This is a genomic window from Terriglobales bacterium (assembly GCA_035567895.1).
In the GTDB taxonomy this organism is placed as follows: domain Bacteria; phylum Acidobacteriota; class Terriglobia; order Terriglobales; family Acidobacteriaceae; genus Gp1-AA112.
Genome location: DATMPC010000011.1, coordinates 200100 through 211913, shown reverse-complemented (window position 1 = coordinate 211913; position 11814 = coordinate 200100). Strand labels below are relative to the sequence as shown.

The 11814-nt window shown below is 55.8% G+C and carries 11 protein-coding genes; 4 read left to right on the top strand and 7 right to left on the bottom strand.

Annotated features, from left to right (window positions below; all coding sequences use genetic code 11):
* Positions 1–11: 11 nt before the first annotated feature.
* The gene (locus VNX88_03380) at positions 12–245 is read right to left on the bottom strand and encodes a BON domain-containing protein (protein HWY67678.1); all 234 of its coding nucleotides are present in this window, start codon (positions 243–245) and stop codon (positions 12–14) included.
* Between VNX88_03380 and VNX88_03375 the strand changes: the two genes are divergently transcribed.
* Together VNX88_03375 and VNX88_03370 are read left to right on the top strand one after the other, a co-directional pair.
* Complete coding sequence (locus VNX88_03375; protein ID HWY67677.1) at positions 244–474, top strand: hypothetical protein; 231 nt, start codon at positions 244–246, stop codon at positions 472–474. The two genes, VNX88_03380 and VNX88_03375, sit on opposite strands and share 2 nt — an antisense overlap.
* Before the next feature lie 505 nt (positions 475–979).
* Positions 980–1450: a metallophosphoesterase family protein gene (locus VNX88_03370; protein ID HWY67676.1), complete on the top strand. Its 471-nt coding sequence runs from the start codon at positions 980–982 to the stop codon at positions 1448–1450.
* Positions 1451–1726: 276 nt separating this feature from the next.
* On the opposite strand, the gene VNX88_03365 is transcribed toward VNX88_03370, so the two are convergent.
* Both VNX88_03365 and VNX88_03360 read right to left on the bottom strand, forming a co-directional pair.
* A complete protein-coding gene (locus VNX88_03365; GenBank protein HWY67675.1) occupies positions 1727–2701 on the bottom strand; it encodes a DUF4097 family beta strand repeat-containing protein in 975 nt (324 codons plus the stop codon).
* A gap of 118 nt (positions 2702–2819) precedes the next feature.
* Entirely contained in the window at positions 2820–4034 is a 1215-nt protein-coding gene (locus VNX88_03360; protein HWY67674.1) for an efflux RND transporter periplasmic adaptor subunit, read from the bottom strand.
* Between the two features lie 268 nt (positions 4035–4302).
* Here VNX88_03360 and VNX88_03355 point away from each other — a divergent pair, with 268 nt between their 5' ends.
* Positions 4303–5682, top strand: coding sequence for a hemolysin family protein (locus VNX88_03355; protein ID HWY67673.1), 1380 nt, complete (start codon positions 4303–4305; stop codon positions 5680–5682).
* 24 nt (positions 5683–5706) lie between these two features.
* Positions 5707–6624: an ABC transporter permease gene (locus VNX88_03350; protein HWY67672.1), complete on the top strand. Its 918-nt coding sequence runs from the start codon at positions 5707–5709 to the stop codon at positions 6622–6624.
* Between the two features lie 11 nt (positions 6625–6635).
* On the opposite strand, the gene VNX88_03345 is transcribed toward VNX88_03350, so the two are convergent.
* The 4 genes from VNX88_03345 to VNX88_03330 form a co-directional block, all read right to left on the bottom strand.
* Positions 6636–7382 carry a methyltransferase domain-containing protein gene (locus VNX88_03345; protein HWY67671.1) on the bottom strand — a complete coding sequence of 249 codons (747 nt, stop codon included), beginning with the start codon at positions 7380–7382 and terminating at the stop codon, positions 6636–6638.
* Positions 7383–7666: 284 nt separating this feature from the next.
* A complete protein-coding gene (locus tag VNX88_03340; GenBank protein ID HWY67670.1) occupies positions 7667–9880 on the bottom strand; it encodes a polysaccharide biosynthesis tyrosine autokinase in 2214 nt (737 codons plus the stop codon).
* Between the two features lie 481 nt (positions 9881–10361).
* On the bottom strand, positions 10362–11162 hold the full coding sequence (locus VNX88_03335) for an ATP-binding cassette domain-containing protein (GenBank protein HWY67669.1): 801 nt from the start codon (positions 11160–11162) through the stop codon (positions 10362–10364).
* Positions 11155–11778: a molybdenum cofactor guanylyltransferase gene (locus VNX88_03330; GenBank protein ID HWY67668.1), complete on the bottom strand. Its 624-nt coding sequence runs from the start codon at positions 11776–11778 to the stop codon at positions 11155–11157. The genes VNX88_03335 and VNX88_03330 overlap by 8 nt, the downstream gene beginning before the upstream one ends.
* Between the last annotated feature and the right edge of the window lie 36 nt (positions 11779–11814).

Below are 11814 nucleotides of genomic sequence, written 5' to 3'. Positions count from 1 at the left end.
GTTGATAACGATCAATTCTTCGCGTCGCTCTTGGCAGAGGCGCCGACCTTAATGCTGTCCTTCACCTTCATGCCATTAGCATTTTCCTTCGCGATACGCAGCGCTTCTTTGCGGTCCTTCGCGGAGTTGGCAGTGCCGGTCAGTTCGATACCCTTGGCGCTTGAGCTGACGCTGATGCCCGAGAGACTCGGATTCGCCTGCAGAGCGGTTTGAATCTTGCTCTGAACATCGGAGCTCGCGTTCATGTCGCTCTGCGGCATTCCCGAAGCGGAACTCGAAGCACCGGACTGGCTGCCGGTCGAGGGATTCGCGCTCTTATCGGTGGATGGCGTTGCGGAGCTGGATGGATTCGCGCTCTGGTCGGTTGCGGAGCTGGAAGAAGAGGGTGAAGTCGCGCTTCCTGAAGTCGCGGGCGAAGTGCTCTGCGAGCTGCTGGAAGACGACGGAGCCGAGCTTGACGACGGACTTGACTGATCGCCGCTGCTGGAGCTCGGTGCAGTTGACGTCGAGGACGAAGAGGACGGAGCCTGGCTACTGGAAGGTAACTGGTCTGAACTCTGCGGCTGTGCTGACGTTGGATTCTGCGACTGGCTTTGGGCAGCAGATGGAGATTGCTGTTGGTCCGGGAAGGTCTTCGGAGTTGTTTGAGTCTGGGATGCGGTGCCTTGGGCGAACGCGAATCCAGCGCTCATCGCGACTACCATTCCGAGCCGATAAAGGTTCTTCTTCATTTTAATTCCTCCTGCTGATGTGTGAGTGATTAATGCCTGCTTAAAACGAAGTGCGCTCACTGGGCGCCCAACAGACAGAGATTAACTACAGCAGGCCTACGGGTCGCAGTGAGTGAGATGGCTGCGCACAACCTGCGGTTGACTCGGATCCAGAATTTTCGAGAGTTGCTGAGTCAGCTCTCGAGCCACTCTGTTGCCGATCCAGGAAGAACATAAGAGGACCTTAGTCCTTTGGAGGATTCCTGAAAGTGCCTGAAGACATTGCGGTTGGTGTGATCTCTGACACACACGGGCTGCTCCGCCCCGAGGCCTTAGACAAGTTGCGTGGAGTGGATGCTATTGTGCATGCCGGCGATATTGGTGATCCCGAAATTCTCGGGCAGCTGCGCAAAATTGCGCCTCTGACCGCTGTCAGAGGGAACATTGATACATCAGCACGGGGCAGTACTCTACCCGAAACGAAGGTGTTGGAAATCGGGGGCGTGAGTCTCTATGTCTTGCACAACGTGCAGGAACTCGATCTCGATCCAGCCGCGGCAGGATTTGCAGCTGTAATCTTCGGCCACTCTCACAAGCCGCTAATCGACTGGCGAAAGGGTGTTCTGTTTTTCAATCCCGGAAGCGCCGGACCAAAGCGGTTTAGTCTGCCTATTTCTTTGGGCAGATTGAGGCTCCGAAATGGAAAAGTGAAAGCGGAGTTGATTGAGTTAAAAGGATGAATGCTCAGAATTCTTTTACCTGTCATCCCGAGCCCCTCTTTTGGGCGAAGGATCTCCGGGAATGCGTCGGACCTATTTTGCTCTTTCGCGGCACTTTCACCATGCAGCCAAGATTCTTGGCCAAAGAGCCTGGATGGCGCGTTCAAGACCTACACATCTCGGGAGATCCTTCGTCCAAAAGAGCGGCTCAGGATGACAGGCTTTACAAGCACGCAGCCACAACAGAATAAAGGCGCGTTCACAGAGACGCAGCATGCTGCGTCTCTACAAACATGATTAATCCACGCGAATTGTTCCCGAACCGGTACTCACTTGCAGCAGAGTGCCGCCGCCATTCACCGTTCCTTCGATGTGGTTCTTTTTCAGGACACCTTGCATGGTTACCGGAGGACGGACTTTGACATTACCCGAGCTACTCTCAGCGTTGATGTTGAACTTCGCATCGGGAGGCAGCTTCACTTCGACTTCACCGGAGCCAGTGTGAATGCGCCAGTCGGAGGCCATCTTGCCCTGAACGTCCACATTGCCGCTGCCGGCGCCAGCCTCCAGGCCACCGGACACGTTGCGCAGATGAATGTTGCCGGATCCGGTTTCGGCGCGAACCGAGCCCGAAGCGGTCTGCTCGAATGTGATATCGCCCGATCCGGCCCGCGCATCAAAGCCTCCCGCAATGCCGGTCGCAACGGTGTTTCCGCTGCCAGTTTCGGCGTAGGTGCGACCCTGCACGTTCTTGACCTCGATGTTTCCGGAGCCTGCGTTGGCGCGCACCTCGGAACCGATGCCGCTAATTATTACATTGCCGGAACCGGTGTTTGCGCGCACCGGTCCATTCACGTCGCTGACGCGCTGATCGCCTGAGCCGGTATGTGATTGGACCGATGTGTCCTTGGGCACGGTCACGTCGTAGCTGATGGAGACGTTGCGCAAAGCCTGATCCTGAATTCGGCCGATGCGGATACTGTTCCCAGTCTGGTCAATCGGCGGGTTCTCATCAAGGCGCTTTACTCGCTCCTCAGCAGACACACCGCCAGAATTGAACCACGAATTGCCGGCGCTGATGTGGCCAATTACGATCACGGAGCTGGAATCGCCGGCATGCACGGTAATGTTTCCGGAGCCGCTCTGGACATCAAGATCGACGTGCCCGCTGACCTTTAACGTCCGTTCGAATTGACCTCGCACTTCCGCATATGCCGCGGAACTGAACGCTAAAACAACCGCTACTGTCGAGATTTGCAGTTTCTTATTCATATGTTTCACATTGCCTCGCAACCACTGCCAAGATTGGACTGCAAAACCGCGCTTTGGTGAGCGAATAGGGCGCGAACGAAAAGACCGCAGATTGCATCTGCGGTCCGTTTCAGGAAATCTACTGCAATATGACCTTGTCTTCCTTTTTGAGGCCGGCCAGCAGTTCGGTTTTCGCGCCATTAGAGATGCCGACTGTAACTGGAACTTTTCGCTTGCCGTCCTTGCCCTTCGGATCCGGGACTTCGACCTGCGCTTTCTTGTCCTTGTCGTAGATGATCGAATTTTCGGGAATGATCAGCACGCCTTTGTGCTCTTCCAGAATGACCTCAGCATTTGCGGTCATGAGGGCTTTCAGCTCGCCACCGGAGTTGTCGATCGAAACTCGCACCTGGAACGTAGTTACGTTGTCTTTTTCGACGCCCATGGGAGCGATCTTCGTGACTTTGCCGGTGAAGCTCTTGTCCTTGAATGACTCAACTTTGATGCGCGCGGGCTGCCCGAGATAGACTTTGCCGATATCGCTTTCGTCTACCTTGCCATCGACGTAAACCTGCTTCATGTCGCCAAGGGTCATCACCAGAGTTGCCGAAGAGCCCAATACCAGAATGGAACTGATAGCATCGCCAACCTCTACATCACGGGAAAGAATAACGCCGTCGATTGGCGCGACAATGGTCGCGTAATTCAGCTGCTCGGAAGTGCGCGAGAGAGTTGCTTTGTATTGCGTCACCTGAGCTTGCGCCTGCTTTACCTTTGCCTGACTCACGATCAATTGCGCGCGCGCGATGTCCCGCTTGTTCACTGCCATCTCATAGTTGCGCTGGGCATCATCGAGCGCCGATGTCGAGACTACTCCTTCGGACGCCATGCTCTTGGCTCGTTCATACGCCCGTTGCAAAGTGGGAACATCCACGCCGGCGGCGTCGACCTTGCCGCGCTCCACATCAGCTTCAGCAGCGCGAAAATTGGCTTCAGCCGCGCTGAGCTGGGCTTCGTCGCCCCGGACCTGAGCCTGCAGCTCCTCTTTGTCGAGCTCAGCAAGGATCTGGCCCTGCTTCACTCGGTCCCCAGCATCAACCAGCAATTTCTTCACAATGCCACTGGCTTTGGACTTCACCTCGACCTTGGTAATCGGCTGCACTTTGCCAGTCGCAACTACACTCTTGGCGAGGTCTCCTTGCTCGACGGTCGCGATCTTTGTGGGGTCAATTTTGGTACTGCCGCTGGTCGCCTTGGTGACCACCCCCCCGATCAGCAGCAGAACAAATACTGCGCTTCCGATCCACCAAATGCGCCGTTTCCTCTTCTTATGATTAGAATTGCCGTTCGCCACTTATTCCTCCACCCCGTTGTTCATGGCTTCATACGCGCGTAATCAGCCGCGAGTTCCTCAATATTTTCCAATGATTTAAGAGTGCCCGCGCGGACACACAAAGGCAATGCACCTTAGACCTGAAAATGGCTGAAATGTAAGCACTCGGCCAAGAAATTAACTTTAAGGTTTCCTTGAAATTGCAGGTTACGGTTCTTCGCGAGCTCCAAACCACTACAGGCCATTGTAGGCCAAGGCTAAGTACCTGCCGATGCTAGACTAAGCAACGATGGCGCCTCTGGTGCTCCTCCGCATTCTGGTGGTCGTGCTGCTGGTGGCCTTGAACGCTTTCTTTGTGGCTGCCGAGTTCGCCATCGTGAGCCTTCGCGATACCCGGATCCAGCAGCTTATCGATGCCCGCCGCACTGGCGCGCGGACGGTCCAGCGCCTGCAGCAGCGTCTCGATGACTTCCTGCCGGCGGTGCAGTTCGGAGTTACGCTCGCCAGCCTGGCACTGGGCTGGATTGGCGAGCCTGTTGTGGCCCATCTCCTTCTGCAACCTCTGGCAGGACTGCCACACGCCGCCGCCTACGCTCATACTGGCGCCGTGGTGATTGCGTTCGTACTGATCACCTACCTCCACGTAATTCTGGGTGAACTGGTGCCTAAATCTTTGGCGCTACAGCGGGTTGAACAGGTAGCTCTCTCCGTCGCAGGCCCGATGGACGTGTTCATCACAATCTCGCGTCCGCTGCTGCACCTGATGACGCGGTCGGCCAACGCTGTGCTCAAGCTCTTCGGCTCGCGCTTAATGCGGGAAGGTGGAATGCACTCGCCGGAGGAGCTGAAGCTGATTCTGACCTCCAGCCGCCGGCTTGGCCTGTTGCCGCCGCTACAAGAAGAGATCATGCACCGTGCTCTCGAGCTCGAAAACATGACGGTGCGAGAAATCCTCGTACCTCGGCAAAACATGTTCTCTTTGCCTGCCGATATGACGCTGGAAGATGCGATGGCGCGTGTCGTCGAGGATCAGCACTCACGGATCCCGATATACGATCCCGCATTGGGCAAAGAGCATATCGTCGGAGTGCTCTACTCAAAAGACCTCTCACGGTTCATGCACCTGCGGATTTCGGCACGCGCGCGCCCACTTCCGCCGGAAGTTACGCTGCGGGTGCGCCACATCATGCGCGATGTGCTAGTGGTTCCCGAAACGAAACCAGTGCTCGATCTACTGGCTGAGTTTCGCCAGCGCAAGCGCCATCTTGCTATCGTCGTGGACGAGTATGGGACGACAGTCGGTCTGGTCACGGTTGAGGATGCGCTGGAACAGGTCGTGGGCGAGATTGAAGACGAGTTTGACGTTACCGTCCAACCGCATTTGCTGGACACGGGCGCTTTGGTTCTGGAGGGCGGAGCCAATGCTCGCGATCTGGAATCTCACCTGCACATCCGCCTTCCACGCGACGAAGGCTTCGAGACCCTGGGCGGCTTCATCATGTGGCGACTGGGACGTTTGCCGCAAACTGGGGATTCAGTCGAGTTTGAAGGCCGTCGCTATACCGTGCTACAGATGCATGAGCGTCGCGTGGTGCAGGTAAAGGTTGAGGTCGTCAGCACGCCAGAACCTCAGGTGGAAGAACAACCCTCTCTCTTCAATGAACCCTAAACCAGCGTCCGCAGAGAGCCCCGCGTGATTCGTCTGATTGGGTCGCGCCTCCTGTACACGTTGCCTGTGCTCTGGCTTGTTGTGTCGGTCGTCTTTTTGCTGATTCACCTGGTGCCGGGCGATCCTATTCTGGCCACGCTCGGCGAAGGAGCCGCGAGTGCCGACGTGCAAGCGGCGCACCACGCTTACGGGCTCGATCAGCCCATAGGCAAGCAATATCTGCAGTACTGGAACGGCGTGCTGCATGGCCGCCTGGGGCAGTCGATTCGCCTGAATCAGGATGTCGGACGAGTGATCTGGGAGCGTTACCCGTACACTCTCCGCCTCACGATTGCGGCTCTGGTTGTGGCTCTTCTTCTATCGATCCCCGCTGGAGTCCGGTCGGCGCAACGACGCGACCTCTGGGATGACCGCCTGCTCAGCGCTGTGAGCTTGTTCGGATTATCGTTTCCTAATTTCGCTCTCGGACCCATTTTGATCCTGTTCTTTGCCATAAAACTCGGACTGCTTCCCGTTTCTGGAGCAGGCACGTGGGAGCACTTGGTGCTGCCCGCGTTCACCCTGGGCGGAGCGTTAGCTGCGATCCTCACACGCATGGTGCGCACTGCCATGCTTGAAGAGCTGAGCCAGGACTACATCCGCACCGCGCGCGCAAAAGGCCTAAGCGAAGGCAAGGTGGTGTACAAGCACGCCTTGCGGAATGCCATGATTCCCGTACTCACCGTTGTGGGACTGCAATTCGGTTCGCTCCTCGCCGGCGCCATCGTAACTGAGACGATCTTCTCCTGGCCCGGAATCGGACGCCTGACCATTAGTGCAATCAGCAACCGCGATTACTTTCTTGTGCAGGGCTGCATACTCGCGATTGGACTTACCTATATCGCAGTAAACCTGCTGACTGACGTGCTGTATGCGGTAGTGAATCCGCGCATTCGACAGTAACTTCGCGATTATCATTTGCGGAAAGTCATTATCAACATCATTCCTACTCGCTTCATGAATTCAACGCTGCGCAGCCATGCTGGAGCTATATGAAATCGATGGGATTCTTCCCTCAGGCCTTGGCGCTGGACCATATTTAATAACTGATTGCGAGTAAGCTGATGAGCCTGATGGCTCAGATAGGAGTCAGATCCCGTCAAATGGTCAAGCGCTGAAAATCGGTGAAAGATCCGGGGATGACGAAAAATGAACTTTTCAATCGCTCGGAGCCAACTCTGACGATTCGGAACCGAGACCACCAAGATTCCGCCGGTCGCTGTTCGAGCGCAGAGACGGAACAATAAGGAGTCGATGCCCGGAACAAACTCGAGCACCGAGAGGCATATGACGATGTCGTAGGTCTCTCGCTCGTAATTGCCTTGACCAGAACTACTCTGAAGCCATTCCAGATTCACGTGTTTGCCGAAGCCGGACAGTTGCTCGTGTGCGGCATCGATCATGGCTTTGGAATGATCCACGCCCGTGACCTGCAAGCCGAGATTGGCGGCATCCTTAAGAAGGACGCCGATGCCACAGCCGAAGTCGAGGACCTTAATCGTTCCTACAGGGCGACTAAGTCTGAGCACCTGCTGTTGAATAATCTTGCTTATGAGTTGCTGCCGTTGTCGATACGTTGGACTCTGATACCGATCGGCCCACGCTGCCGCCTGCCTGTCGAAGAAGGAGCGGGCCAGGGTATCAGACTGGGAACTCAACACGGTGAGCAACTCCAGTCCGGCAGAGCTGCGCCAATAAGCGCCGGCAATCGATGTGGCCTGAATCGCGCATCGAAGTAATCGAAATGTACGCAGTCAACGGTCATTGAGTCAGCAGTATGTGGTGGGCCCTCGGAATTGCGATTTGGTTGTTGCTCTTTTTCGTCGTACTTTCACTCTGCCGTGCCGCTGCGGAAGCCGATCGCAAGATAGCTCACTTGAGGAATACAACGACTACTGCATCACGGCGGAAGAAGGCTGCCTAACATCCACTCCGACGCCGCACTTCAGGCCTGCTTCGAATCGTCGTAGTAGCCCTTCGCGAGCTGCGGATAATAACCGTAGTAATACGATCCAGCTGAGCGTGAACTGACGCCATTTACAACAATCCCCAGCACTGGCGTGCTTGCCTGATTCAACAAGTCACAACTGCGAGCAAGAGCATCGTGTGATGTTTGCCCTGAGCGGATCACGACGAGTACAGAATCAGCCTGACTGGAAAGACGCACCGCATCTGTGACCGCCAGCATCGGAGGGGTGTCGAGGATCACATAGTCGTAGCCTGCCCGCCACGACTGCATTAGTTCCCGCATCTTCGCCGAACCGAGCATCTCCGCAGTCATCGATTGCGACGACCCGGCAGGTATGATCGACAAATTGGCGATCCGCTCTAGTTGCTGGATTGCACCCTCTTCGTCAACTGCATCTGATAGAACTTCGGCGAGGCCTGACGTATTCGCGATTCCAAATTCCCGATGCAGGCCAGGCTTCCGAAGATCAGCATCCACCAGCAGCACACGCTTCCCCTGCTGCGCAATGACGACGGCTGCATTGGCCGCTGTCATAGTCTTTCCCTCGCCGGGAAGTGGACTTGAGACCAGCAGCGTTTTCAACTCGGGCGAGGCGAGCAAGATCGAGGTTCCGAGCGCGCGATAAGCTTCCGCAGTTGCGGAGCGAGGTTCAGTCAAACAGACGACCTGTGTTGCGTTATCCACGTGAGAACTGAGCAGTCTCGCTGTTGGATGGTGCTGCGGAATGATCGCCAATGACGGCATGGCCGTGAATGATTCGACTTCCGCAGGGTCGCGAAGGGCCCGATTCATGCCTTCCCGGAGTCCAATTGCGGCAGCGCTCAGCAGGAATGCGATGAAGAGACCAACATAACCAGCTCGCGCGAGATTGGGCGACACGGGAAGACCCTTTGGCTGCGCAGGATCTATCAGGCGAATATTGCTCGAGCGCAGGCCCGCCGCGACACCTGCCTCCTTCATGCGTTCTTCAAGATTGTCGTACAGCTGACGATTGGCATCGGATTCCCGTTTGAGTAACCCGTATTGAATCGTGCTTTCCTTCAACCGGTTAGCCTCGGCCTTTTGTGTTTCGAATGCCGAACGAAGCTTCTGCTCACGCCGCATGGAAACCTGATATTCGAGGTCTGCTCGATCCCGCAATCTCTTAAGCTCAGTTTGAATACTTGCGTCCATCGCCCGGATGCGATTAGTCAATTCGAGTACTTTCGGATGGTTTGGTCCGTAAGTGGTCGTGGCCTGTGCGTATTCGTTCTTGAGGTCTGCTTCCCGTACGTATAGATTTTCCAGCGCTTCTCCGCTCTTGCCTGCCGGAAGCCGATCGAGACTGCCGGCTGCGATCGCCTGGTAAGCAGCCTCTTTTTCCATGCGATCTTCTTCCGCAGCGGTGACTTGCTTGTTCAGGTCGTCAAGTTTGGCAGTGACTACATTCTGCGTCTCGTCGACCATTACGATGTTGTGTTCACGCTCATAGGCGACCAGCTTCTGTTGCGACTCCTCGACTTTCGTGCGGAGTTCGCTGAGTTGTGCGGAGAGGAATTTAGCTGCGCGGTTCGCGGACTCATAGCGCGAACGGATGTTGTCGTCGATAAAAGCATCGACGAGCGTATTCACGATCATTGCGTTCAGCGTGCGGTCTCGCCCGGTGAAGCTCAATTCGACCACTCGCGTATTCTTGATCGGCTTTACTGAGAGTCCAAACCGGAGAGCTTCCACCGCGGTAGTCTCTGAATCTGATGCATCCCGAAGGGAAGGGAACTCGCGATTGGCGTCCCGCATGAACTCAGCGTTATGGTCAAGGCCGAGCTTGCGAACTACACCCAGAGCCAGGCTCCGGCTTTCAAGAATACGGATCTGCGTTTCCAGACTCACGCTGTAATCGTCCGTATCGCCAAGAGCAGAGGCAAAGCTCTTGTTGAGTGGGATACTCGTATTGCTGTCGCGGTCGATAGCGATATTTGCAGTGGCGCGATAGAGGCGTGGCTGCCGCAGCGCATACAGAAAACTTACGGATAACGTTAGCGCAAGGCACGCTGTTATGATCCAGACATGTTTGTGCAGCAAGCGAACAATGCGCTGTACTGGATTCGATGGAGTAAGACGAGCAGAAGCCCGATAGCTGCGTTCGCGGAGAGGCGAGTCTTGAGTGGAAACCTCAGTCGAAGTCCACTTTATTAGCCCGCGCGAGTCCATGGCGGTGTAGTTCCCTTAGTGGAAGTGCACTCACCTCGAATAGGACGCAAATGGAACGCGGAACTACACCCACATAGGTCCTAGATTCCGAGGACCGAAAAGGTACGCTTATCGCTGGATTTATTCAAGTGCGGATTTTTGAGGGCATTAGCATTCTTGTAGAGACGCAGCATGCTGCAGGGCTGTCCAAATTAGTCTTGGGGAAGGGCACCGGCTTCAGCCGTGCCGTTTGAAGTTTCGGATTGATCAGGCTTTAGCCGCTGGGGTTGTGTTTCTCGACGGAGTTAGCTATTTAGGTTTCGGGTAACCGATTTAAGGTTTTCGGTCACGAAGCGGAATCCACCGCAGCGGCTAAAGCCGGATCGATCATGGATTCCGTCCCGGCACGGCTAAAGCCGATGCCCCTCCCTAAATCGCTAAATTCCTAATTTGGACAAGCCTACAGCGTGCTGCGTCTCTACCTCGCTGATGGCGCGCGCTATCAACCCGGAAGTATCAATTCATCCAGCTCCAGGAATTGACGTAACACTGGGTCATCGCTCTCGCTCATGCCCTTCATCGTCCCGAAGTAGAGCGCTCTGCCTTCATGCAGGAAGAGGACGCGGTCGGCCAGCTTGTGCGCCAAACGCATATCGTGCGTGACTACGATGCTCGTGAGTTTCAACTGGAACTTGAGCTTCTTGATCAAGTCGCCGAGAAGTTGTGCCATTAGCGGATCGACCATCGTAGTGGGCTCGTCGTAGAGAATGCATTCGGGTTGAGCGGCGAGAGCGCGAGCGATAGCCACCGAGCGCTTCATACCGGTGGAGAGATCCGAAGGCAGAAGATCGCGCATGGCCTTGACTCCCACCATCTCAAGCAGGCCATCGACCACCTGAAAGATCTGCTCTTCGTTTAGGTCGCGGCGCTCGCGCAGTGGAAATGCCACATTTTCGCCGACCGACAACGAGTCGAACAGCGCTCCATTTTGGAAGACCATCGTCACTTTCTTACGGATTCGTTCCAAATTGGGCTCGTCCATATGGGTGATGTCTTCTCCCGCGACGATCACTTCTCCGCTGTCCGCTTTCAGAAATCCCATGATGAGTTGGAGCGAAACCGACTTGCCGACGCCGCTGCGACCCAGGATGCACATGGTTTGCCCGGGCGGAACGTCGAAGTTGACATGATGCAGCACCACGTTTGACCCAAAGGCCTTGCAAACGTCTCTGAACTCAATATAAGGATGCCCTTCCTGCGGGCTGCCGTTCGAGTCTGCGAGATGGTGTCCGTTGCTAGACATGCATGATCTTGGCGAGCGCGCGAGCGCGCTCCAGGTCCTCGGGCGTGTTGACGTTCAAAAACGTCTCCGGAGCAAAGCCGTTGGCGATCAGTTGATCTTCTTCAATGATGCGCGTACTGAGCCGTTCTAACAAGCGATGAATTGATGATTCCCGGCTCGTCAGCGCTCGCTCAACCTCGGGTAGTAAATCGCGATGGTAGACGGCACATAGCGGTTGAAGCCGCGATTTCACTCGGGGAACGATCGCTGCCTCAGACGCATCGGCCTGAAAATGTACGAGCCAGATGAGCATCTCCGAGGTGATCAGCGGCAAGTCAACAGCGAGAACTAGATTCCAGTCGGTGGCGGAATGACTCAGCGCCGCATGAATGCCGGCCAGGGGGCCGAGCCCGGACTCTTTGTCGAGGAGGACTGTCACGGGCAAATTGTTTGCCTTAACCGCGCCTACGACGAAGACGTCCTCAGAGACGCGCTTCATCTGTTCGATGGCATGAGTAAGCAATGTACCCGCGCCCCATGGAATCTGGGCCTTATCGCGCCCCATACGACTGCTGGCGCCACCGGCTAGAACGAATCCACTAGGGTGCGTTCGGACTGTGCTCGACTCACGAGCCATACCTTCAGGAAGATACCTGAAGCCGGCGTAGAACAG

Excerpts from the sequence above, each read along its gene's own strand:
- VNX88_03375 (HWY67677.1), top strand. The coding sequence starts at position 244 with ATGTCGCTCTGCGGCATTCCCGAAGCGGAACTCGAAGCACCGGACTGG.
- VNX88_03380 (HWY67678.1), bottom strand. The coding sequence starts at position 245 with ATGAACGCGAGCTCCGATGTTCAGAGCAAGATTCAAACCGCTCTGCAG.
- VNX88_03365 (HWY67675.1), bottom strand. The coding sequence starts at position 2,701 with ATGAATAAGAAACTGCAAATCTCGACAGTAGCGGTTGTTTTAGCGTTC.
- VNX88_03355 (HWY67673.1), top strand. The coding sequence starts at position 4,303 with ATGGCGCCTCTGGTGCTCCTCCGCATTCTGGTGGTCGTGCTGCTGGTG.
- VNX88_03340 (HWY67670.1), bottom strand. The coding sequence starts at position 9,880 with ATGGACTCGCGCGGGCTAATAAAGTGGACTTCGACTGAGGTTTCCACT.
- VNX88_03335 (HWY67669.1), bottom strand. The coding sequence starts at position 11,162 with ATGTCTAGCAACGGACACCATCTCGCAGACTCGAACGGCAGCCCGCAG.
- VNX88_03330 (HWY67668.1), bottom strand. The coding sequence starts at position 11,778 with ATGGCTCGTGAGTCGAGCACAGTCCGAACGCACCCTAGTGGATTCGTT.